The organism is Pseudomonas sp. TNT3 (genome assembly GCF_010095445.2).
In the GTDB taxonomy this organism is placed as follows: Bacteria; Pseudomonadota; Gammaproteobacteria; order Pseudomonadales; family Pseudomonadaceae; genus Aquipseudomonas.
In genome coordinates, this window is record NZ_WFGV02000040.1 from 24301 (window position 1) to 49482 (window position 25182).

General features: G+C 58.7%; 13 protein-coding genes. 5 read left to right on the top strand and 8 right to left on the bottom strand.

All coding sequences use genetic code 11. The annotated features are described in order from the left end of the window. Nucleotides 1-103: 103 nt before the first annotated feature. Nucleotides 104-967, bottom strand: coding sequence for a LysR family transcriptional regulator (locus GBC55_RS21330; RefSeq protein WP_162439318.1), 864 nt, complete (start codon nucleotides 965-967; stop codon nucleotides 104-106). A gap of 34 nt (nucleotides 968-1001) precedes the next feature. Between GBC55_RS21330 and GBC55_RS21335 the strand changes: the two genes are divergently transcribed. Continuing rightward, the gene (locus GBC55_RS21335; protein ID WP_162439297.1) at nucleotides 1002-1214 is read left to right on the top strand and encodes a hypothetical protein; all 213 of its coding nucleotides are present in this window, start codon (nucleotides 1002-1004) and stop codon (nucleotides 1212-1214) included. Between the two features lie 151 nt (nucleotides 1215-1365). Here GBC55_RS21335 and GBC55_RS21340 read toward each other — a convergent pair whose 3' ends face one another. The 3 genes from GBC55_RS21340 to GBC55_RS21350 form a co-directional block, all read right to left on the bottom strand. After that, a complete protein-coding gene (locus GBC55_RS21340; protein WP_162439338.1) occupies nucleotides 1366-3213 on the bottom strand; it encodes an amidohydrolase in 1848 nt (615 codons plus the stop codon). A gap of 293 nt (nucleotides 3214-3506) precedes the next feature. Beyond that, entirely contained in the window at nucleotides 3507-3821 is a 315-nt protein-coding gene (locus GBC55_RS21345; RefSeq protein ID WP_162439319.1) for an SCP2 sterol-binding domain-containing protein, read from the bottom strand. Between the two features lie 64 nt (nucleotides 3822-3885). After that, nucleotides 3886-4596, bottom strand: a complete 711-nt coding sequence (locus GBC55_RS21350; protein WP_162439320.1) for a histidine phosphatase family protein — start codon at nucleotides 4594-4596, stop codon at nucleotides 3886-3888. A gap of 203 nt (nucleotides 4597-4799) precedes the next feature. Between GBC55_RS21350 and sohB the strand changes: the two genes are divergently transcribed. Next, nucleotides 4800-5822: a protease SohB gene (gene sohB / locus GBC55_RS21355; RefSeq protein WP_162439321.1), complete on the top strand. Its 1023-nt coding sequence runs from the start codon at nucleotides 4800-4802 to the stop codon at nucleotides 5820-5822. Between the two features lie 235 nt (nucleotides 5823-6057). After that, nucleotides 6058-9921, top strand: a complete 3864-nt coding sequence (locus GBC55_RS21360; protein ID WP_162439322.1) for a DUF6543 domain-containing protein — start codon at nucleotides 6058-6060, stop codon at nucleotides 9919-9921. Nucleotides 9922-9962: 41 nt separating this feature from the next. On the opposite strand, the gene GBC55_RS21365 is transcribed toward GBC55_RS21360, so the two are convergent. Further along, nucleotides 9963-10457, bottom strand: coding sequence for a DUF934 domain-containing protein (locus GBC55_RS21365; RefSeq protein ID WP_162439323.1), 495 nt, complete (start codon nucleotides 10455-10457; stop codon nucleotides 9963-9965). Next, entirely contained in the window at nucleotides 10441-12099 is a 1659-nt protein-coding gene (locus GBC55_RS21370; protein WP_162439324.1) for a nitrite/sulfite reductase, read from the bottom strand. The genes GBC55_RS21365 and GBC55_RS21370 overlap by 17 nt, the downstream gene beginning before the upstream one ends. A 522-nt stretch (nucleotides 12100-12621) precedes the next feature. Between GBC55_RS21370 and GBC55_RS21375 the strand changes: the two genes are divergently transcribed. After that, a complete protein-coding gene (locus GBC55_RS21375; protein ID WP_162439325.1) occupies nucleotides 12622-13695 on the top strand; it encodes an ABC transporter substrate-binding protein in 1074 nt (357 codons plus the stop codon). A 7-nt stretch (nucleotides 13696-13702) separates the two neighbouring features. Here the strand turns inward: GBC55_RS21375 and GBC55_RS21380 are convergent, their stop codons facing one another. Then, a complete protein-coding gene (locus tag GBC55_RS21380; RefSeq protein WP_162439339.1) occupies nucleotides 13703-13921 on the bottom strand; it encodes a DUF2970 domain-containing protein in 219 nt (72 codons plus the stop codon). 149 nt (nucleotides 13922-14070) lie between these two features. On the opposite strand from GBC55_RS21380, the gene GBC55_RS21385 reads away from it, so the two are divergent. Beyond that, a complete protein-coding gene (locus GBC55_RS21385) occupies nucleotides 14071-21300 on the top strand; it encodes an NEL-type E3 ubiquitin ligase domain-containing protein (RefSeq protein WP_162439326.1) in 7230 nt (2409 codons plus the stop codon). Nucleotides 21301-21439: 139 nt separating this feature from the next. On the opposite strand, the gene metH is transcribed toward GBC55_RS21385, so the two are convergent. Beyond that, the gene (metH, locus tag GBC55_RS21390) at nucleotides 21440-25150 is read right to left on the bottom strand and encodes a methionine synthase (protein WP_162439327.1); all 3711 of its coding nucleotides are present in this window, start codon (nucleotides 25148-25150) and stop codon (nucleotides 21440-21442) included. Between the last annotated feature and the right edge of the window lie 32 nt (nucleotides 25151-25182).

Here is a 25182-nt window from a genome sequence, read left to right on the forward strand (position 1 = left end):
ATCACCTGATCTAACGGTTATCACCCAGCAGATTAGCCGATTTCAGCCATTCGGCTTTACCAACCTTCAGGCCACAAACGCCATGCTCCGGTGCAAACCGTCATCAGGTCAGCGGGTCCCAGCGTTGCGACCAGTCATCGTCGTTCTTGATGACTTCGCGCAGGAGTTCGAACGCTTGCTGCAACGTCGCCGAATCACGATCACGGGAGTACACCAGATAGGTCGGATAGTTGAATTCCGGGGCCTTTGGCACCTTCTCCATCACGCCGCTTTCCAGATAGCTCTGGACGACCCGGGTACGGAAATAGCCGCTGCCGCCGTGTTCCAGAATGAACTGCAACGCCAACGGGCCGAGGTTGAAGCTCAATGCTGCCTTGGCCTTGTCCGGTAGCGCCGCATCGTGCTGGCGGCGAAAATCCGGGCCCCAATCGATGTAGACATAGGGGTCGGGCCTGGCGACCAGACGCACAAGGATGAGTTTTTCTTCCAGCACCTGCTCGACTTGCAGCCGTGGCCAATACTCAGGCTGGAAGACCAGCGCCGCGTCCAGGACGCCCAGTTCCAGTTGGCGCAACAGGTTCTCACCGTCGCGAATTTCCAGTCTCAGCGCGTGGCTGGGAATCTTCTCCCGCAGTTCGCCGGCCCAACTGAGCATCAGCGGGTTGCACAGGCTGACCTCACCACCGATATGCAACACGTTGTGGTAGCCCTCGGGCAACGGCAAATCCCGGCGGGCGGCTTCCCAGGTTTCCACCAGTTGGTTGGCGTACACCACGAACGCTTCGCCATTGGCTGTGAGGCGGGCACCGGCGCGATTGCGTACAAACAAGGTGCTGCCCAGCCGGGTTTCGAGTTTTTGCACCCGCGCGGTGATGGCGGTCTGGGTGACGTGGAGTTTTTCCGCCGCTGCCGCGAGGCTGCCGTGACGGACGATTTCCAGAAAGGTGCGGGCGAGTTCGATGTCCATGGGGTGGCCGGTGTGGGAGGTGGGCAGAGTGTAAATGTTAATCCACACTCGTGTAGCCGATGGCGAACCCTGTGGCGAGGAGATTTATCGGAATGCCGCACCACCCCGTCCGGCGGCGCAGCAGTCGCCTGCCAGCGCCTGCCTTGTGTTGTTCCATGCGTATTGTCATGGGGCGACCGGGCGCGGGTTGGGGGCGAGTCATCAAACGGGGTGGCCGGCGTTGGTGGCGTTGTTGTTGCAGCGGTAAAGCATCCACTTCGCTGCCACAGAGTTCACCTGTGGGAGCAAAGCTTGCTCGCGATGACGATTTATCATTCAACATTGATATTGCCTGTGCCATCGTTTTCGCGAGCAAGCTTTGCTCCCACAGGGGGCTTCAGTTATCTGGCAGTAGCCGTTCAAAACGCGAAGCACGAACAGCCGAACGCTCCCCAGAATCCTTGGAAATCGCTGACCGGCGCTGAGGATAATCGCGCCCGTTCATGGCTGTGGGCGTGCACCGCACATGCCCCGACGCAGTGATGAACTTGCGCCGTCATCGGCGCCAGGGGTTTCCAGTGTCCCGGCACGTTGACCACCGGCGACCATTCCGGCACGACCGGCACTGGCGGTGGCCCGAGTTTTTCGAACTCCGCCGTGCCGTAGACAATCTTGCCATCCACGATCGTCAGCACCGACTCGATCCATTTGACGGCTTCATCCTCGATGTGGAAATAGTCGGCAGACAGCGCGATCAGGTCCGCCAGTTGCCCGGTTTTGATCTGGCCTTTCTTGCCTTGTTCGGACGAAAACCAGGCGCTGCCATGGGTGAACAACTCCAGCGCCGTGTCGCGGCTCAAGCCCTGGGGATACAGCTCCAGGCCGCCGACGGTACGGCCGCTGACCAGCCAGTAGAGGGAGGTCCACGGGTTGTAACTGGACACCCGCGTGGCATCGGTGCCGGCGCCGACCGGAATACCTTCGGCAAGCATGCGCGCAATGGGAGGCGTGTGCTCGGCCGCTTTGGCGCCGTACCGGTCAACGAAATACTCGCCCTGAAATGCCATGCGATCCTGGATCGCAATGCCGCCGCCGAGGGCTTTGACACGTTCGATGTTCTGCGGGGTGATGGTTTCGGCATGGTCGAAGAACCACGGCAAACCATCGAATGGTATATCGCGATTGACCTTCTCGAAGACGTCGAGCATGCGGCTGATGGATTCGTTGTAAGTGGCGTGCAGGCGGAACGGCCAGCGTTGTTCCACCAGATGCCGCACCACCGGTTCCAGTTCCTGTTCCATGGTGTGCGGCAGGTCGGGACGAGGTTCGAGGAAATCCTCGAAATCCGCCGCCGAGAACACCAGCATCTCCCCGGCGCCGTTGTGTCGTAAAAAGTCATCGCCCTGACCGTAACGGGAAGTGCTGGTCCAGTTTTTGAAGTCGGTCAGCTCTTCCTTGGGTTTTTGGGTGAACAGGTTGTAGGCAATGCGGACGGTCAGTTGCTTGTCCCTGGCCAGTTGCTGGATGACCTGATAATCGTCCGGGTAGTTCTGATAACCGCCGCCGGCATCGATGGCGCTGGTGACCCCCAGGCGATTGAGTTCGCGCATGAACTGGCGGGTGGAATTGACCTGATACTCCAGGGGCAATTTCGGGCCTTTGGCGAGGGTCGAGTACAGAATCATCGCGTTGGGGCGGGCGATCAGCATGCCCGTCGGCTCACCGTTGGCGTCGCGCTGGATCTCGCCGCCAGGCGGATTCGGGGTGTCTCGGGTGTAGCCCACCACTTTCAATGCCGCGCGGTTGAGCAGGGCGCGGTCGTAGAGGTGCAGGACGAATACGGGGGTGTCCGGTGCGGCTTTGTTCAGTTCTTCAATGGTCGGCAGGCGTTTTTCGGCGAACTGGAACTCGTTCCAGCCACCGACCACCCGCACCCATTGCGGCGTTGGTGTGCGGTCCGCCTGGTCCTTGAGCAGGCGCAGGGCGTCGGCAAGGGAGGGTACGCCTTCCCAGCGCAGTTCAAGGTTGTAATTGAGCCCTCCTCGTATCAAGTGCAGGTGCGAGTCGTTGAGACCGGGAATCACCGTGCGACCGTGGAGGTCGACGATTTGTGTGCCGGGACCTTGCAGGGCCATGGCCTGGGCGTCGCTGCCGACCACCACGAAACGTCCGTCCTTGATCGCGACGGCGCTGGCCTGGGGTTTCTTGCGATCGACTGTGTGCAAGCGTCCGTTGTACAGAATGAGGTCGGCCGGGGCATCAGGCATGGTTTTACTCCCTGCGAATAGCGGGCTGATCCAGGCACCGACGGCACCCGCCGACAGGCCTTGCAGTACACGTCGGCGGTTGTAGCCATCGTGATCATCAGGTGGGCTCATGGCAGTGCTCCGCGTAAAACGATCGGGGGCAAGCGGCCGATGTCTGACGCGAGCGGCCAGAAGGAATATAGACGGCAAATCCACAGACAGCGTTTTAACGGGACGAAAAACGACGAATCCCGCCTCGAAGGGCGGGATTCGTTTGCAGCCAGACGTGCCCCCGAAGGTCGGGAGCGGCGTGCTTAGGCCGGGAACAGCTCGGACAGTTTCATGGCCAGCATCATGTCGCCTTCGGCGCGCAGTTTGCCGCCCATGAAGGCTTGCATGCCGTCGGTCGAACCGTCGACGATACCTTGCAGCGTCTCGCCGTCCATCACCAATGTCACCTGGGCGTCAGGGTTTTCGCCTTCTTTCAGTTCGCAGGTGCTGTCTTTGACGATCAGCGAGAAGTTCTTGGTGTCGTCAATGCGGAAACCGAATACCAGGTCCAGGCCGGCTGCAGCGGCTGGGTTGAACTTGGCTTTCATTGCTTGTACGGCGTCAGCTACGGAGGTCATGGTTCGATCCTTTCTTGGGTAATTAGAGCTGGGTGATTACAGCCAGGGTCACAATAGTCCGGACTCAACGAAACGTGATGAGGTCCGGGGCCTTCAACAGTTGCAGGTGTGCATGGTTGTTGAAGGAAGCCAGGGCCACCTCGCGACCACGAAACTTCAGGTGGTTGAGCGAGGTGTTGACGATTTGCCAGTTCAATTCAAAGGCCTGGCGGGCAGGCATTTGCGTAATGAGGTGGAGCAGGGCGGTGATGGTGCCGCCGGAGGTAAACACGGCGATTTTCTGGGTGTTGTCAGCCTGTTCAAGGATGCGCTGCAAACCCGCTTGCACGCGCTCGACGAACCCCAGCCAGCTTTCGAGTCCTGGCGTGTCGTAGGTGCCGGCCAGCCAGCGCTCGATGATCAAAGCGAAGATGCGCTGGAACTCGGCGCGGTTTTGCGCGGCGTTGCGCAGGACATGCAGGGCTTCAGGTTCATCCTCCAACATGGCCGGCAGCAGGGCGCGGATCACCGCATCGGCGTCGAATTCGTTGAATGCGGCATCGGTTTCCAGGATCGGGACGGGCAAGCCCACGGCAGCGAACTGCTCAAGCGCACTGCTGGCCGTGTGTTGCTGGCGACGCAAGTCGCCCGAGAGGCAGCGATCGAAGCTGATACCGAGCTCCGCCAGGTGTTGGCCGAGGATTTCTGCCTGGCGAATACCGGTCGGCGACAGGACGTCATAGTCGTCTGCACCAAAGGAGGCCTGGCCATGTCGAATCAGATAGATGCTGCCCACGTCCACGTCATCCCGCTACGTTGAAGGTTTGGCGAGGTTATGAGGATGGCGATGAGCTGTCAATGAAAAAACATACGCTTGTTTGAAATGCCCGTTGCAGGCCTGTTGCCAGAGGTTTCGCGGCTGGTCGACAAGCCGGCGCATGGGTATGCTGGACATATCCCGCGCCTGTTTAAGCCGCGCCTAGTATTGAAGGAGTCCCTGTGGAGTTTTTTGCCGAGTACGCCAGTTTTCTGGCCAAGACCGTGACACTGGTGGTCGCCATTCTGGTGGTCATGGCCAGCTTCGCGGCGTTGCGCAGCAAAGGCCGACGCAAATCGGCCGGCCAATTGCAGGTCAGCAAGCTCAATGATTTCTACAAGGGCCTGCGTGACCGCCTGGAGCAGACGTTGCTCGACAAGGACCAGCTCAAGGCCCTGCGCAAATCCCAGGCCAAGACCGAGAAGAAGCAAAAGAAGAAGCCTGAAGTCAAACCCCGGGTGTTTGTGCTCGATTTCGACGGCGACATCAAGGCATCAGCCACTGAAAGCCTGCGGCACGAGATTACCGCGTTGCTGACATTGGCCACGCCCAAGGACGAAGTCGTGCTCCGCCTGGAAAGCGGCGGCGGCATGGTGCACAGCTACGGTCTGGCCTCCTCGCAGCTGGCGCGGATCCGTGACGCGGGCGTGCCGCTGACGGTGTGCATCGACAAGGTCGCAGCCAGCGGCGGCTACATGATGGCGTGCATCGGCGAGAAGATTATCAGCGCACCCTTTGCGATCCTGGGTTCCATCGGTGTGGTTGCGCAGCTGCCCAACGTCAATCGCCTGTTGAGAAAGCACGACATCGACTTCGAAGTGCTGACCGCCGGTGAATACAAGCGCACCTTGACCGTGTTCGGCGAGAACACCGATAAGGGTCGCGAGAAGTTCCAGGAAGACCTGGACGTTACCCATCAGTTGTTCAAGAACTTCGTGTCCCGCTACCGTCCTCAGTTGGCCATCGACGAAGTGGCCACGGGCGAAATCTGGCTGGGTATCGCAGCGCTGGACATGCAACTGGTGGACGAACTCAAGACCAGCGATGAATACCTCGCCGAGCGGGCCAAAAAATCCGAGCTGTATCACCTGCACTACGCCGAACGTAAAACGCTGCAAGAGCGCATTGGCATGGCGGCCAGCGGTTCAGTTGACCGTGTCTTGCTGACCTGGTGGAGCCGGTTGACTCAACAACGTTTCTGGTAAATCACACGCTGCAAGGGCCTTGATACCGTGTACGGGTACAAGGCCCTTTGAGTGGTTGCCTGTCTATCCATTGTCTGGAACAACGAAACCGGGGCACACCCGGTTTTTTCGTGTCTGGTAGCCGGTTTCTGTATTCACTGAGGATTTTTCCGAGCGAGTTTTCCGCTCTTTCCTGCTTTTGCACAGTACGTGCTGAAGTAGTGTGAACGCTCAATGAATTGCAATGGAATGCACTATGAGCAAGCTCCCGCATGATGATGTCGCCGGACCCCATCCTTCCCCAACCTGGCAAATGCGCAACGATCTGAAAGGCATCGTTGACCTTGCGTTGCCGCAAACCCCTGACCAGTTCGGTGAGCAGCAGATCAAGGAAAAATGGGGGCAGGGCATCGACCCACAGACCACCTTGCTGGTAACACTCGATTACGATTACAACGGGCATCCTGCTCAGGGCGCAATTCATCAGGGGCAGGTCGCAAACTCACAATCGCTTCTTCAGGTACTGCTGCTCAATTACCAGACTGTCGGTGACGGACGCTTCGGGGAGACAGCGTTCGGCCTCTACACTCCTCCGGAGGTTGGCCCGCAGGTTCGGATCGTGGAAAAGGTCGAGGAGTTCGCCTACCACGGTAGCGGTAACCACCAAACCTATGAGGGCATCTATCGGCAAACCGTTCCGCAGACCTACGGACCCGAAACGCAATTGGCCCTGAGGCCGGCTGATTTCAAGAAGTGGGTCTGGGAACTGGAGTTGCAGGACCTGTACAGCGCATACGTTGATCAAGCGTGGCCATCAGACGAGGTGCTGCTGGCGCCTGCGCCTTACGCTTTGAGGACCTCGATCAAGGCCGCTTTTGTGATGAGTGCCTGGCTGCAGCGCGGTGAACGACGGTTGACCAAAAAGGGGCTGGAAATGGCCCTGCAGGCCGCCGGGTTATCGCCTGATCAACTTTGGGAAACATTAACGGTCGATCAGCTGCAGGCACCCACTTTGGCCCGCGGTGCAGTCACGGCGCGTCGCTTGAAGCTCTATCGATATACCGCGCGCGATATCTGGGTCTTGCGCAGCCAGTCCAGCGCCCGGCTCTTGATGTACATCCCCGGCAATTCATCGCCATTGCATGACTTCACCGACGCCGCGCATCTGCGCCAATGGGTGGTGGCGCAGGGCCGCGCTGGCGAAACGAAACAGGCACTGGCGGCGCACTTTACCGATGAAGATCGCATCGACGGTAGCTTCCACGCCGGCGTTCTGACGGCGCTGGAGGGTATGGCGATGTACCCGAAAGAACACCGGCTCAGCAAAGAAGCCGGCTTCTTCAACAATGATGGCTACTGGGACCCTGCCGATTACATCGGCTTTGATGACGCCGACGCAGACACCGATCCGTTTGCGCAGCTGGTGTTGTCCATGAAGCAGGCAGCGTTGGCCAGCATCAAGACCATTCGTGACGATGCCCAGGTCAATCGCGATAATTTGAGCGCTGTGGTCGAGCCGATCGTGCAATGGATCAACCGGTTTGGTCCCCTGGCCTTGTTCGTTCCGGGGGGCGAAGGCCTGCTTGCGTTGGCGGGGCTGATCGATGCTGGCTATGGTCTGGATCAGGCCATCAACGGCGAAACGGCAAGCGAGCGTTCCGAAGGTGTGACGCGCACCGTGTTCGGCTTGCTCAATGCACTGCCGATCGCCGGGGGCGCGGCCTTGGCCAAGGGTGATGGGATTGATATTGAAGTGTTGGCGAAAACCGATCACCGCGCCGGCGAACCTTCTGTCGCCCCGAGTGCGCCGCATATCCCCGCGGGTCTGACTCCCACGATACCGACTCGCCTGGTACTGCTGCGGGGCGTCGGCCCGTCGGTCGCCACCTTCAGTGATGAAATGCTGGCACAGATCGGCAAGGTCAGCGCCGTTGATGATGACATGCTGCGCCTGATGCAAACCGGACGCCCGCCAACGCCGTTACTGGCGGATACGATCAGCCGTTTTCGGATCGATCAGGACCTGGGGCTGGCAGGACGCCCGGAGCTGTTCAACAGCCGTTATCAAGCACTTCAACAGTCGGAGCATGAATGGGTCCGGTTGTTTCAACGTGAGTACCCGGACCTGCCCAAAAGCGCGATCGAACAAATGCTTGATCGCTATGGTGTGGATGTTCTGGAACCACCCAAGGCTGACGAAGCACTGCACGTATTCAAGCGACTGGACAGCAAAGCTCGTCAGTATCAGCAGCACGTTCGGCTCAATCGAGCGTATGAGGGCCTGTACCTTCGTTCGATGCTCAACCCTGAGTCGGATACGCTGGCCTTGCACTCGCTCAAAAATCTTCCCGGCTGGCCGGATAATCTTCGGGTCGACGTCCTGGACCAGTCCGCTGTCGGGCGAGTGCTCGATCGTACAGGCCCACTCGATGCTCCGGATGTCCGGCGCCTGATCAAGACAGGAAACCACTATCAGGACAACGCCCTGCAAACGGATTTTTACGGCGCCATTCTCGGGGTGTTGTCTGACAGTGAGCGCGCAGCGATGCGCCTCACATCGCTGGATCAGGCCAGTGAGCTAAGGCTCAAGATAGGTGATCACGCCCTGTCCCGGTCGCAATTCATGCTCGGCAAGGCAAGGATGGACAGTCAACTTCCCTTTGAGGCCCAGGGGCTCAGAGGCGGTGGTTTTCCCGATACGCCTCAGGCCGGGGCTATGACGCATGAAATGATGCGACTGCAGCTCAAGGACATTTACCCTGAATTTTCCACTGCAGAGGTCGATGAAGTGCTGCATCGAGTGGGTCCACGCGCCCAGGCGCATATCGATGGATTGCAGCAGCAGTTTCAGCAATTGAACAGCGATTTGATCGGCTGGATCGATGAATCAGCCGACGATGTCGAAGACATGGACCTGGACTTTCTGGAAGTCGGAGATGCAGAGGCGCAGGGAATGACCCCCATGGAGGTTGAGGCGCATAACCTGGCGTTGCTCCAGGACACAGTGCGCTACGAACGAGAAACCAGGGCCGAACTGGCGGATGAATTGATAGCCATCTGGCAAAAGCGCGCGCCGCAAGAACAGGCGCATTATTCAGGCAGCCATTTGACGGGCTTCAAGATCGATCTGGAGTTCGAGGATTTCCATCGTTTACCGGCGCTGAACATTCGACTTGACGATGTGACCGAGCTGTCGATGCGGGGTTTTCACGTGTTCGAGCGCGAGACTTTGAGTGATTTTCTCGAGGCTTTTCCAAACTTGCGCACGTTGAGTCTTGAAAGTGTGGACCTTCGTCTTTTCGGTGAAGGCGGAAATCTTGTCAGCACCTTTCCACCCACACTGTTTAAGTTGCGACAGCTAACGTCGTTGAATCTCAGGTCCACTCATCTGGCATTCACCGAAACAATGGCCTCTCGGCTGAGCGAGCTGAAGCTGTTGCAACGACTGGATTTGAGTGACAACCCGCTGGGGGTTCCGCCCTTGATAGTGGGCATGGAAGACTTGCGCTGGTTGAACCTGAGGAATACCCAGATCACCTCATGCCCGATAGGGATCATGGACCGACCGCATATGGACCTGCTGGACCTGCGACACAATCAGATCGCCAGGGTGCCACCGGCCATCCTGAACCAGGCCATCACACCGGAGCGTGTGTTGTTGCAGGGCAATCCATTGACCGAGGAAGACACCTTGTTGCGCCTGGTGGAGCATCGCCAACAAACCGGCATCAACCTCTGGCTGGGCGAGCCGGGGCCCAACTATGGGGACGTCGAGGAGTGGTTGCAGGTCGCCGACGAAGAACAACGCCACGCCAGGCTTTCGATCTGGTTACGGTTGGAAGACAAGCGGTTTGGCTCACGCTTTTTGAGAACCATCAGCGGCCTGAGTTTGACGGCGGACTTTCGGGTGGATTACCTGACGCTTCAGGCACGAGTCTGGCGTTTGCTGGGTGAAGCCGATGCGTCGCAAGCGTTGTGGACTCAGCTGGCTCAGGATGTGGAGGTGAGCGAAGCGGATGCCGATAATCCGTTTGCGATTTTCATGGCGCTGGAAAATCGGGCGAGGCTTTACCGGGACTGGGTGTCCATGGGACGCCCGTTTCCGTTAAACGCGGAATAGGAGGGGGCCTTGAACCCCGGGCGGGGTTCAAGGTTTGACGATCAGCGGCGACGGAACAGTGGCAGCGGTTCGTCAGTGGCGGCCTGATAGGTCACCGAGAAGTCCTGGAGGCTTTCCAGTGCTTCGTAAGGGTCTTTATCGGCGCGCAATGCAAAGGCGTCAAAACCGCAGCGACGCAGATAGAACAACTGGTCGCGCAGGACATCGCCAATCGCCCGCAACTCACCTTTGAAACCGTAACGGTCACGCAGGAGGCGCGCATTGGAGTAGTTGCGACCGTCGGTGAAGGCAGGGAAGTTCAGGGCGATGACCTGAAAGTTGTCCACGTCTTCACCGATTTCTTCGGCTTCTTCATCGGCATCCAGCCAAACGCCCAGGCCGCCGTCGCGAGCCTTGAGCATCCGGGCGTGTTCGCGCCACAGCGTCAGCGGGACGATCAGGTCGTCGCAGTTGCTGATCTCGTCGATATTGAAATCCTTGGGCAGCAAGTGCCAGGTTTCGTCGACGACTTCGTTGTTCTTAATTATTCGCTGCATAGACGCGTTCCTTGAAGAGGTCGATGCCAATACGTTGATAGGTGTCGATGAAGCGCTCGTCTTCGGTACGTTGTTCCACGTACACGTTGATCAGCTTCTCGATCACATCGGGCATGGCGTCCTGGGCGAAGGACGGGCCGAGGATCTTGCCCAGGCTCGCATCGCGACTGGCGCTGCCACCCAGGGAGACCTGGTAGAACTCTTCGCCTTTCTTGTCCACCCCGAGAATGCCGATGTGGCCCACATGGTGGTGACCACAGGCGTTCATGCAGCCCGAGATGTTCAGGTCCAGTTCGCCGATGTCGAACAGGTAGTCCAGATTGTCGAAACGACGCTGGATCGACTCGGCAATCGGGATCGACTTGGCGTTGGCCAGGGAGCAGAAATCACCGCCCGGGCAGCAGATGATGTCAGTCAGCAAGCCGATGTTTGGTGTGGCGAAACCTTGCTCGCGCAATTCGCCCCACATCGCGAACAATTGGCTCTGTTCAACGTCGGCCAGAATGATGTTCTGCTCGTGGGACGTACGCAGTTGACCGAAGCTGTAACGATCGGCCAGGTCGGCCACGGCGTCGAGCTGCTTGTCGGTGATATCGCCTGGGGCAACACCGGTCGGCTTCAGGGACAGGGTCACGGCGACATAACCCGGCTTCTTGTGGGCCAGGGTGTTGCGTGTGCGCCAGCGAGCGAAGCCTGGGTGCTGCTGGTCGAGTTCGGCCAGTTCGGCGGACAGGTTGTCCAGCGACTTGTAGTCCGGGTCGACGAAGTGTTTGGCGACACGGTGCACTTCGGCGTCGGTCAGCGTGGTCTGGCCACCGCGAAGGTGTTCCATTTCCGCGTCGACTTTTTGCGCGAACACTTCCGGCGTGAGCGCCTTGACCAGAATCTTGATCCGGGCTTTGTACTTGTTGTCGCGACGGCCATAGCGGTTGTACACACGCAGGATGGCGTCGAGGTAGCTCAACAGGTCTTGCCACGGCAGGAATTCGTTGATGAACGCGCCCACCACTGGCGTACGGCCCAGGCCACCACCGACCAGAACGCGGAAACCCAGTTCGCCTGCGGCGTTGTGCACCGGCTCAAGGCCGATGTCATGGACTTCGATGGCGGCGCGGTCCGAGGTCGACCCGTTGATGGCGATCTTGAACTTGCGCGGCAGGTACGCGAATTCCGGGTGGAACGTCGTCCACTGGCGGACGATCTCGCACCAGGGGCGCGGATCGATCAGTTCGTCGGCAGCGACACCGGCGAACTGGTCGGTGGTGACGTTGCGCAGGCAGTTGCCGCTGGTCTGGATAGCGTGCATCTGCACGGTAGCCAGTTCAGCCAGGATGTCCGGAATATCTTCCAGTGCTGGCCAGTTGAACTGCACGTTCTGCCGGGTACTGATATGGGCATAGCCCTTGTCGAAGTCACGGGCAATCTTGGCCATCATCCGCGTCTGGCGCGAAGTCAGCTGGCCGTAAGGCACCGCGACCCGCAACATCGGCGCGAAACGCTGGATGTAAAGGCCATTTTGCAGGCGCAGGGGGCGGAATTCTTCTTCGCTCAGCTCGCCTGCCAGATAGCGTCGGGTCTGATCTCGGAACTGCTTGACGCGGTCCTCGATGATCCGCTGATCGTACTCGTCGTATACGTACATATAAGTCCTGTTCTCAGGCTTGGGCCGGTCGGTTCCAGCGGCTTTTAGTGACTTGCTGAAGTCCGATACTGCCTCGGCAATTCTGCGCGCACGGCCGCGCACTCCCAACGGAGCCGGGGCAAGATACCAGTTTGCAGTTATGCGCAAAAGTGATGTTTGAGTATATGTAAAGAACCAAAACGACTAACGAGGATCGTTGTTGATAAACCCGCGTTTGTGGTGTGGGCAATCATCGTCTTAACTGTGATCGAGTCTTCGTGCAATCACCGATAAAACCGACAAGAGGCGATGCAATGAGCAACCCTACAAAAGCTTCGAAACCCGATAGCACAGTGGATGCCTGGGCCATTTTGTTCCTGATTATCCTGGTCGTGGGCACTGCGATTTTCTGGGTCAGTCATCAGTAAACGACCTCGTCCGGGCCTTGTTCCGACGATTGTTGGACAAAAACCGTAGTGAGCGCCGTTTTACGGGAGTCCGCCGGCTATAATGCCCGGCGGATTTTCGGGGCCCGGACGATCAATGCTCAAATATTTCTACACCTTCCTGCTGCTGACCCTTGCAGTCTACGGTCAGGTTGCGCGAGCCGAGTCGGTGCTGTTCCTGAACCCGGGGGCCACTGATGAAACGTTCTGGGTCACCTATACGCAGTTCATGCAGGCGGCCGCCGATGATTTGGGCATCGATCTGCAAACCCTCTATGCCGAGCGCATGCCGGAGCGGACGCTGGCGCAAGCGCGCCAGGCACTGCAAGGCCCCGATCGTCCGGACTATCTGGTCTTCGTCAACGAACAATATGTCGCCCCTCAAATCATGCGCATGGCCCAAGGCAGCGGCGTGAAGCTGTTCATGGTCAATGCGTCGTTGACGCCTGATCAGTTGAACCTGGTGGGCCAGCGGCCTGATTTGTTGGGTAGCCTGGTCCCTAACGACGAGGAGGGCGGCTACCTGATGCTCAAAGAGCTGATTCGCCAGCATCCACCCGTGGCGCCTGGCCAGGTGATCGAATTGCTGGCGTTCTCTGGCCTGAAGATCACACCGTCGGCACAATTGCGCGAACGAGGCATGCAGCGCGCCCTGGCCGAACACCCTGAGGTGCGGTTGCGCCAGCTGGTTTACAGCGGTTGGACCCGGGAACGGGCGCATGAACAGGCCAAGCTGCTGTTTCAGCGCTATCCGAAGGTGTCGCTGGTATGGTCGGCCAATGATGAAATGGCGTTTGGCGCCATGCAGGCGTTTTCGGAGGCGGGGGGCGTGCCGGGCAAGGACGCGCTGTTCAGCGCGGTAAACACCTCGCCCGAGGCGTTGCAGGCAAAGATCGACGGGCGCCTGAGCGCGTTGCTGGGGGGGCATTTCACGTTGGGTGGCTGGGCGCTGGTGGAGTTGCATGACCTTGATCAGGGGGTCGACCTGAGCCAGTACGGTGGCCGTGATCGAAAGATCTCGCTGTTACAGGTGATTGACAAGACGCAGGCGCGGCGATTGCTGGCCATGAAGACATCGACAGATTACGGCGTCGATTTCCGCCGCCTGTCCGCGAAAGGTAAGCCGACTTCCTACCGCTATCCATTCACCTTGCAAACGTTGATGCGTTAACGCCGCGTCATACGCCTGCCAGATGCAGAATCAGTTTGACGATGGCAAACAGCGTCAACGCGAACACCGCTGTGAACAAAATTCCCAGAATGACAAAGTGGCTCGGTTTGCCATGGGTGAAGTCGCGGGCGCGATTCTTTCCGCTTTGCACCCCGAACGCCGCGGCCATTACGCTGTGGAGCATCTGCCAGAAGCTGGGCGGTTTATTGTCGACCGGATCGTCCATAAATCCCTCGTTACGAAAGTCACGTTTACAGAGCATAGACAATTCGCCAACGAGTGCCGTCATTGCGCACTTCGCGGACATTATTTATGTACCGCAGTCGGGGTCGCCTTAAGTGATGTGCTGTTGCTCCCTATTAACAGGAGTGACTCATGTCTTCGCAATCGCACGACCCCGCCAAAAACCAAAAGCCTTCGGCCACTGACAGTATCCATGGCGATTTTCTTGAAAAGTCCATTCCTCAGTGGCTTGTCGACGCAGCACCGCAAAGAAGGAAGGCGATCAAGGACGCTGGAACGGTTTTGCCGGATTGGTACCTGAATGCCACCCCCGAACAACGACAGGACCTTAATCAGAGCTTCAACGCCAGTGCCACCGCCCAGGCCCGGCTGGATAAAACGATGTCGACCTTCAAAGACATCGACACCTTTGCCGAACCGCTGCTGCTCAAGGCACTGAAGGACCAGTACGCGGTGGAAGTGGATGTCAACACGACTCTCATGTGTCTGAGGCGGCCTTTGGAGGTTGGTGTTCTTGCAGTGGAACTTTCGTCGTTCGAATTTTTGAAGCTGACGATGTTGCAAGCCGCGTTGCATAACTTCGAAGCCTGGGAGTGCAAGCCTGGGGCATACCATCAAACATCCGGATTCATGGTGAGTACCGCCACCCCCGGCACGTACGCGCCAGTGGCCGTGAACCTGACCATCAGCCAGTTCACGACCCTGTGTCGACGTCTTGATATCGGGGCGAAATACCAGGCCTATCTGAAGTCATTTTTTCATCCTGCGGACACAAGAGTCGAAGCGACACTTCGACAGGATTTCATCGCCAGCCAAAAAGCAGCCATGCGAGCCGCTGCAGAACAGGCGTTGTTAACCAAGGACATTGAACCCGGGGACTACGCGATGATCCTGTCGGTCATCAATGGAGAGAACCATCCCTGGATGGGCGACAAGCAAGTCTGGTTTCACGACATGGGTTTGATGAAGCACCGAATGACCGGTTGCGTGGGATTCGTGATCTGTGAAAAGTATCGTTATAACGACGAGGTAATTCTCTATATCCCCAACGATCCGGCGCACCCGCTCAAGCGGTACAGCGGATCGCGAATGAAGCAGGAGTTCAAGCGTCTGTTCCTGGACCGGGACGGCATGGAGCCGGGTGCTACGGGCCCGACCAGCTACCAGCGCTTCTACAGTCAATTCGTACCCTACGATCAGCGGCCCTATTACTTCAGCCAGTTTACTCAAAAGTCAGCCGACTCCCCGAGCGACTTCTTCAGATCGCCCTGGCTAACAATCGTCGAATTCATCAGTCCCGCTTCATCCCTGACTTACATCAGGGAGTTGCCGCCAGAGCGTCCCGGCAAAATGGAGCCGGTGCCTGATCTGTACATCGCACCCTCGACCGTCACCCGTAAAGGACGAGGTATCTGGGCTGAGAACGTGGATCTCTGGACGTATCTTTACGAACAGCACCGCGACAAGGTCATCGCCGATGCCCGCAGCCATGCGGTTTCTTCTGATGAAGTTGACGTTAAGGCGCGGGAGGCAAAACTGGCCCATCTCCTTCAGGTCGGCTTGCTGGGAGTGAACATGGTGTCGATGTTCATTCCGGTGCTGGGCGAAGTGATGATGGTGGTGATGGCCGGGCAGTTGTTGTACGAGTCCCTGGAAGGGGCGATTGAATGGAGCGAAGGCGATAAAAGAGCGGCCAAGGCGCATCTGGTCGATGTGGCAGAGAACCTGGCGTTGATCGGGGTGATGGCGGGTGTCGGGGTGGGGGTCGGCAAGCTGACAGCGGTCAAGCCAGAGCCTGTGATTGAAAACCTGCATCCTGTCACGCTGCCCAATGGGCAAATACGTCTGTGGAAGCCGGACTTGAGCGCTTATGAAAGCCGCGTTTCTCTGGACGCGAGTACCGGGCCGAACGCCTTGGGCCACCACGTCGTGGGCGGTAAAACCTACATTCGTCCAGGCGGCAAGGTTTACGAAACGTTCTTTGACAGGTCGATCCAGAAATGGCGCATCCGGCATCCGACCGACACCAATGCCTATCAACCTATTCTCGAAGGCAACGGTCGCGGTGCCTGGCGCCACACGCTTGAGCGCCCGATGCAGTGGGATCGTCTGGATTTGTTGCGACGCATGGGGCATGAAACCGAGGCGTTCTCGGATGAAGCACTGCTGCAGGTCGCCGATGTCAGTGGCGTCACCGATAACGCCCTGAGAAAAATGCACATGGATCATGCCGCGCCTCCGCCCGAGCTGACAGATGCCATGCGCCTGTTTAACGCTGACTCGGGGGCGCTGCAGGTGCTTGAGCAGCTGCGCGGGACGAGGTCGATCGACAATCGTTACTTACAGGCATTGCCGTTGGTGATTCGGATGCCGAGATGGCCGGAGGCTCGGGTGCTGGAAGTCTTTGAAGGCCCCGGCCTGTCGGGTAAGTCGATCAAATTCGGCACCGAGCGTGCGTGGCGTGGTGATGGGGGCAAACCGGTGATCAAGGTGAGCCAGGCGGATGTCTTGAAAGGTGAATTGCCCACTCGCATTCTGGCAGCGCTGAATGAATCTGAAATCACCCGCCTGCTGGGGGCAGAGGGTGCACGTGTGCGCGCATCAAGAGCCGAAGAGCTGGGCAAGCAATTTGCCGATTACGCTCAATCCCGCCAGTCAGCGATTTTTGACGCGCTTTACAAGGGCAACGAACCGGTCGATGCCCGGATCAAACAGTTGCAGCGCGAGTGCCCTGGTCTCAGTGAGGCCGCCGCGCAGGAGGTTCTGGCCCATGGCAGTGCCGATGACCTCACTCGTTTTGAAGTGACGAAACGGCCCCCTTTGAAACTGCTCGAAGAAGCTCGATGGTATGCGCGCCAAGGACGGCAGACTCGTGCATACGCAGGTTTGCGCAGTGAGAACATTGCCTCGGCGGACAGTCGACGGCTGGCATTGAATGCCCTGGAAAATCTGCCGGGTTGGCCGGATACATTGCGTTTGGAGGTTCGGGAGGGAAGTGATACGGGGACGTTGCTTGATAGCATCGGCGACGAGAACGCACCCGTCAAAAAGTACCTGGTCAAAAATGGCCCTCGCTACCAGGCCTTCAATGAGCGAGGAGAAACGCTCAACAGCGTTCCCAGGGAAGGCGACAACTTTTACGCCTCCATCATGCACGCCTTGCCCGATGACGCCCGTTCCGCCCTTGACTTGCCCCACGTCAGTCAGGCGAGCGAGTTGCAAAGGACAATCATCGCGTATGCGGACGCTCATCGCAGTCAGGCAGGACGCATGCTCGAGCCACAAGCCGGACGGTTCAAGCCCCCGGTGCGGGTCAACGACCAACTGTTGGGCTATTACGCCAGTGGGCGCGGCAGAGGGCTGGACCCATCCCTGACTTCAAGGGTAGAGGTGCTGTATCCCGCGCAAGCACAGGCCGATGCCTTTATCCGACAGCAGGTGGGTAAGACCAACAAGCAAATCTACAGTGTTCTGGAAACACGTACGCGTGATTGGCAGGCACTGAACTGGACACTTGATCAATGGACAGGAACTCCCGGGAGTTCCAGTTTTCACCACAGAACTCAAATCGCCCAGGCGCTCAAGGCCAGTTGGCGAAACGCACCACTATCAGCCGAGGTGCCCGAAGCGGGCCGCTTAACGCTTTTTTGTGATGAGCCGTTACCAGGGATCGATGCGGATTTTTCCCATGTACATGATTTGACCGTAGCGGGGCGCGGCCTCACAGACGCCAATGCCGATGCCTTTCTGACGCGCTTCCCTAATGTCCGAAAACTCTCGATAGGCGGCGAGGGCCGTTCTTTTGCCAGGCTCGCATCCAGAAGCCAACCGCTCACGTCACTGCCGAAAACCGTCACCGAGATGCAGCAGCTGACGAATTTGACGTTGTCTTCAGGCGCGCACACCTTTGCAGCTGATTTCCCCACGCGCCTGACCGCGTTGACGAATCTGAAAACGTTGTACCTCGACTACACCGGTTTCAATTCGAATGCGCTTAGCGGGCTCGATTTGACAGCGTTGAGCGAATTGAAGTCATTGCGAATCGACGCCTCTTTCGCCGCGATGGAGTGGCCGGAGTACGTGCGGAACCTGAAGCAGCTTGAACGGCTGGACCTCGCAAAGACCTCGATCAATCACGTTCCCGATTGGCTTTATAGCGGGCACGAAAAGCTTTGGTTCGGGTTGTCGCTGGATTGGTCGAGGTTTTCCCATGAGGCCTTTAAACCGGCCTTTGAATACGTACAAAACTATTCGGGACCGCTGGGGCACTTGAGTGATGTGCATCAGATGGTGAATGAGTACGCACGCGGCGAACTGACCTTCCTGACGGGCCTTCCAAATTTCACGGATCGTCCATTACAGCCAGAAATCATGGGCCTCTGGAATACACCTCGAACCCGCCTGGCGGCTATTGAAGCCCTGAGCGCGGAACATGCGGGGATTTTCCGAACCTTCTATCAAGAACCGGTCTCGGGCCTGGGATTGCGTAAGGCGCAGCGGACTATCGAGTCGGTGTCGGGTCATAACGCCGGCGTGTTTCATGCGCTTGAGAAAAGCTGGCGCGGGGCAGTGCGCCAACGCTATGGCTTGCCCGCGGATGTATCAGTGTTTGAATTACCGGACATGGGGTTGCAGATGTCTGAAATGCTCCGCGATGGGAAAATCGTTCAGCTTCCACGGTTGCCAGCGGGCAGTTTTTCCCATGTTCAAACCCTGCGTCTGGGATGGCTGGACGCGCCTGTCGAGCAGGTCCGCGGCTTTATCAGTGCGTTCAGCGGCGCGCGTACCCTTGAAATTACCAGCAATGGTTTCACGGAACTGCCGATTGCACCCGGTGCCTTGCCTGAGTTAACCCGGCTCGATCTGCACAACAACAATATTGCCGTTACGACAGCCGTCCAGAATCAATTCAATGGATTGTTGAACCTTGAGTACTTGAACCTTGGCAATAATCCGTTGGGCCACCTGGATGTCAGCGCGCTGACTCGGCTAAAGGCACTCAATCTGCGGGGGACGACGTTACAGGCGTGGCCAACCGGTGCCGAAAAATTGCCGAAGTTATCGTGGCTCGACTTGCGTGACAACGAGCTGTCGTCGCTCTCGCAGGAGGCGTTGTCCGACGACGACGCGCTGATGAAAACCCAGTTGACCGGTAACGAATTCAGCACTACAGGCGCGGCCGCCCTGGAAGCGGCGCGGCGGCGTATTGAAGCCGCCAAGGGCCTGCCCGAGGGAACGCTGGAGCGATTTGCCCAGGAAGCAGTACCTGCGCAATTCCCGCCGACGGAGACGGGCTGGTCTATTGCCAGCCACCTGTTATCACTGCCCGAACGAACGCCTGTCACTCCTGGTGCTGGCGGGTTTGCCGAACGCTTGCAGCGTTTGAACCCGGTCATGACCGGGGAGCAAGCCCTGAAAAGGATCCAGCAACTGCGCAACGATGGAATGAACGATGTCCACATTGATGCGCAGATCAACACCTGGCACCAGACCTGTGAATCACTGACCCGTCAACTCAATGGCTGGTTGTATTCCCGGGAAGTGCCGATGCGCCGAGCGATCGTATCTTCGCAAGCCCGCTCGCTCGCCGCATTGCGCCTTCGCGATGTGTGGCGGGAGGGACTGCTGGATGGCTCCGGTGGAGCAGGAAAAGAGTTGAGCTTTAATGGCCTGGTCACAGGTGATTTGCCTGAACTTGTGGCGCAACTGCCCCAAGTGACCCGCCTGGATTTGTCGGGCGTGAGAATGTCCGCGCAGGGGTCCAATGGCTTTCTAAACGCATTCCCTCAACTGAAGAGCTTGTCGATCAACGGCAATGAGTTGCCGGCATTACCCGATGCCATCCAACACATGGGCCAGCTTGAACGATTGGAGCTGTCGGGCAATCAATTCTCCAGTCTTGGACCCTTGTATCAACGTCAGGGCAACGAGCGCCTGCGGTGGATTGATCTGAGGCAAAACATCCTGGCCACCTTCGATTGCCGCCCCTTCTCTCATCTGGAAACACTGGAGCTTGGCTACAACTCACTCACCCAATGGCCGCAGGGGGCGCTGGAAGCTCGGCATCTGCGCGCATTGGACCTGACAGGCAACTCGATCACTGACGTCCCAGAAGCACTGTTGAGCGGCAATCATGACGAATTGGTAGCCGGCACGGACATGGGTGACAACCTTGATCTTTCACTTCCAACCCTTGAGCGCATCAGGGGCTACAGCGATGCAAACGGGGGCGGGAGCGTGATGGGGATATCACGAGAGGAGTTGAACCGGAGAATTGAAGACCCGCTAAGCGATGATGGGAGCGGTTCCGAGAATATATCGGATGATAGCGATGATTATGACGATGATTCTGAGGGTGACGATCGTCCTGACGCGGATGCCACCGTTCGGCCCGTCGAACCCCTTTATCGTCCTGGGCTCGATACGGCAGCACCGGCATTAGAGCCCTGGCTTGCCAATACAAGCACTGAACTGGCAACGCTAAGGCGTGATATCTGGAGGCGCCTGGCCCAGGAGGACAATCATGAACGCTTCTTCCAGTTGATTACGCTGTTGCGTGATACCGATGAATTCAGATTCGTACGCGCTGACCTGACACGACGGCTGTGGGATGTCATGGATGCCGCCGCCGAAAATACCGAACTGCGGGAATTGCTGTTCCATAACGCCGAGACCCACGGCACCTGTATCGACGGGCGAATTCTGACGTTCAGCGAGCTGGAAGTTCGCGTGTATGTGTACCGCGCCTTGCGTGACATTCCCCCAGGACGCCCCCTGCAGCGAGGCCGGGCCCTGTTGCAGCTGTCACGGCAGCTGTTCAGGCTGGAGAGAGTCGAAACGATAGCGGAGGCAGCCGCACAACGCCGCGATAGAGCCGAGGTGCGCCTGCGTTATCGCATTGGTTTGGCGGGCGGCTGGGAAGACGGGTTGGAGCTGCCGGGGCAGCCCGCGCACATGGCGTTCGACAGACCCATCAGAGGCCAACTGTTGGCGGATACCCGGGCATCGATCCTTGCCGCCGAGCGTTCCGATGCGTTACTGCACAGTATGGTCGCCAGGGATTACTGGACGGAGTACCTGCAGGAGCGGTATCCCGACGAGATCTCTGCCATCGAGGAAGCACTTGGCGAAGAGCGCCTGCAACAACTGAGTGAATTGGAGGACCGTAGATCGAATGGGGCGATCGCCGATCAGGAGTACGAGAAGGACGTGGTTGAACTGGGCAAGCAAACCCAGACCAGACGCACGCAGAAACTGATCGAATTGTCCCGAAGGGCAATACAGGCGCTTCAGGCTCTGGCCGGTGAGACGGAAGTGCCGGGAACCCTTTCACCCCAGCCAGGACCGTCACGACGTAACTGATCTCGATTGTGCCACCCTGAGTCAGTAGAACCTGTAGCAAGATTCGCCCGCGAAGGCGTCCTCAGATACGCCAGAAACTTCGCGGGCAAGCCTTGCTCTCACGGGTAGGGGCAGGCCCCTTCCCGTAATCGATACAGCCTCAGTTGTCGTAACCCAGGTTCGGCGCCAGCCACCGCTCGGTCACACTCAACTCCTGACCCTTGCGCGACGTGTAGCTCTGCACCTGATCCTTGTCGATCTTGCCCACGGCGAAGTACTGCGCCTGCGGGTGAGCGAAGTACCAGCCGCTGACCGCTGCCGCCGGGAACATCGCGTAATGCTCGGTGAGGAACACACCGCTGCGCCCGGCCTGCATTTCGCTGGCTTCGGGATCGAGCAGGGTAAACAGCGTGCCTTTCTCGGTGTGATCGGGGCAGGCCGGGTAGCCCGGAGCAGGGCGAATGCCGGTGTATTGCTCTTTGATCAATGCCTCGTTGTCGAGCGTTTCGTCCTTGGCGTAACCCCAATAGTCCTTACGCACCTGCTGGTGCAGCCACTCGGCGCAGGCCTCGGCCAAACGGTCGGCCAGGGCCTTGACCATGATCGAGTTGTAATCGTCGCCAGCGTCCTGATAGGCCTTTGCCACTTCCTCGGCGCCGATGCCGGCGGTGGTGATGAAACCGCCGACGTAGTCGGTGATTTCGCTGTCCTTTGGCGCGACAAAGTCGGCCAGGGAGAAATTCGGCTTGCCGTCGGTCTTGATGATTTGCTGGCGCAGGTGATGCAGCTTGGCCAGCGGCTTGCCGTCATCACCGTAGACTTCAATGTCGTCGTCACGCACCTGATTGGCCGGCCAGAAACCGAACACTGCGCGGGCACTGATAAGCTTCTCGTCGATCAGTTTGGCGAGCATTTCCTGTGCGTCGGCGTACAGCGACGTAGCGGCTTCACCGACCACTTCATCGGTGAGGATGCGCGGGAACTTGCCGGCCAGGTCCCAGGAGATGAAAAACGGTGTCCAGTCGATGTATTCGGCCAGGACTTTCAGATCGATGTTGTCCAGCACCTTGGCGCCAGTGAAGGTCGGTTTGACCGGCGTATAAGCACTCCAGTCGAACTGCGGCTTCTTGGCGATGGCGGCCGGGTAGCTCAGGCGTTCGGTACGGGCGCTGCGGTTGGCGGTACGCTCGCGAACCTCGACGTATTCCAGGCGGGTTTTCTCGACGAACGCCGGTTTCAATTCCTTGGACAGCAACTGCGTCGCCACGCCCACCGCGCGGGAAGCGTCGGTCACGTAGATCACTGCATCGTTGCTGTACTTGGGTTCGATCTTCACCGCCGTGTGCGCCTTGGAAGTGGTCGCGCCACCGATCATCAGTGGCAGGTGGAAATCCTGGCGCTGCATCTCGCGGGCCACGTGGACCATTTCATCCAGCGAAGGGGTGATCAGACCGGACAGGCCGATGATGTCGCACTTCTGCTCCTTGGCCACTTGCAGGATTTTCTCCGCCGGCACCATCACGCCGAGGTCGACGATGTCGTAGCCGTTGCAACCCAACACCACGCCGACGATGTTCTTGCCGATGTCGTGCACGTCACCCTTGACCGTGGCCATCAGGATCTTGCCCTTGGCTTCAGGCTTGTCGCCTTTTTCCAGTTCGATGAACGGGATCAGGTGGGCCACTGCCTGTTTCATCACGCGGGCGGATTTCACCACTTGCGGGAGGAACATTTTGCCGGCGCCGAACAGGTCGCCAACGATGTTCATGCCGGACATCAGCGGGCCTTCGATCACTTCGATCGGACGGGCGAACGATTGGCGCGACTCTTCAGTGTCTTCAACGATGTGCGTGGTGATGCCTTTGACCAGCGCATGTTCCAGGCGCTTGTTGACCGGCCAGCCGCGCCATTCTTCGGTCTCGGCTTCCTTGACGCTGCCATCGCCCTTGTACTTGTCGGCAATGGCGAGGAGGGCGTCGGTGCCTTCCGGGGTGCGGTTGAGCACCACGTCTTCCACGGCGTCACGCAGCTCGGCCGGGATCTGGTCGTAGATCTCCAGCTGGCCGGCGTTGACGATACCCATGGTCAGGCCGTTGCGGATCGCGTACAGCAGGAACACCGAGTGAATCGCTTCGCGCACCGGGTTGTTGCCCCGGAACGAGAACGACACGTTGGACACGCCGCCGGACGTCAGCGCATACGGCAGCTCATCGCGGATGTAGGCGCAGGCATTGATGAAGTCCACGGCGTAGTTGTTGTGTTCTTCGATGCCGGTGGCCACGGCGAAGATGTTCGGGTCGAAGATGATGTCTTCCGGCGGGAAGCCCACTTCGTTGACCAGAATGTCGTAGGAGCGTTTGCAGATTTCTTTCTTGCGCGCTTCGGTGTCGGCCTGGCCGGCTTCGTCGAACGCCATCACCACCACGGCGGCGCCGTAGCGCTTGCACAGTTTGGCGTGGTGAATGAACTGCTCGACGCCTTCTTTCATGCTGATCGAGTTGACGATGCCCTTGCCCTGAATGCACTTCAGGCCGGCTTCGATCACTTCCCATTTCGAGGAGTCGATCATGATCGGCACGCGGGAGATGTCCGGTTCACCGGCGATCAGATTGAGGAAGGTCACCATGGCCTTCTTCGAATCGAGCATCCCTTCGTCCATGTTGATGTCGATGATCTGCGCACCGGCTTCAACCTGTTGCAGGGCAACTTCCAGGGCTTCGGTGTAGTTGTCTTCGCGGATCAGGCGGGCAAACTTGGCGGAACCGGTGATGTTGGTCCGCTCGCCGACGTTCACGAACAGCGAACTGCGATCGATGGTGAAAGGTTCCAGGCCCGAGAGGCGGCAGGCCTTGGGAATGTCCGGAATCTCGCGCGGCGCGTATCCGGCCACCGCCTTGGCGATGGCTTCAATGTGGCCCGGCGTGGTGCCGCAGCAACCGCCGACGATGTTCAGGAAGCCGCTTTGCGCGAACTCCTCGATGACTTTGGCGGTTTGCGACGGAAATTCGTCGTACTCACCGAATTCGTTCGGCAGACCGGCGTTCGGGTGCGCCGATACATGAGTGCCGGCCTTGTTCGACAGCTCTTCCAGGTACGGACGCAGCTCGCTGGCACCCAGGGCGCAGTTCAGGCCGACCGAGATCGGCTTGGCGTGGGCCACGGAGTTCCAGAACGCTTCGGTGGTCTGGCCGGACAGGGTGCGGCCAGAGGCGTCGGTGATGGTGCCGGAAATCATGATTGGCAGTTCGAAGCCCAGTTCTTCGAACACCCCTTGCACGGCGAAGATCGCCGCCTTGGCGTTGAGAGTGTCGAAAATGGTTTCGATCAGGATCAGGTCGGAGCCGCCTTCGATCAGGCCTTTGGCGGCCTCGGTGTAGTTTTCCACCAGCTCATCGAAGGTCACGTTGCGGTAGCCGGGGTTGTTCACGTCGGGCGACAGCGAGCAGGTGCGGCTGGTCGGCCCGATCACGCCGGCAACAAAGCGCGGCTTGTCCGGGGTTTCCAGGGTCTTGGCGTCGGCGACCTTGCGGGCCAGGCGCGCACCTTCTACGTTTAACTCGTACGCCAAGCCTTGCATGCCGTAGTCGGCCAGGGAAACCTGGGTGGCGTTGAAGGTGTTGGTTTCCAGAATGTCGGCGCCGGCATCCAGGTAAGCCTTTTCAATAGAGCCGATCACGTCCGGGCGGGTCAGCACCAGCAGGTCGTTGTTGCCTTTGACGTCACTCGGCCAGTCGGCGAATCGTTTGCCACGGTAATCCTGCTCCTCGAGCTTGTAACTCTGGATCATCGTGCCCATGCCGCCATCGAGAATCAGGATGCGCTCTTTGAGGGCGTGCTTGAGAGCTTGAAGGCGAACACTACGATCGGACATGTGGACTACTCGGAAAGACCATTACGAAGGGC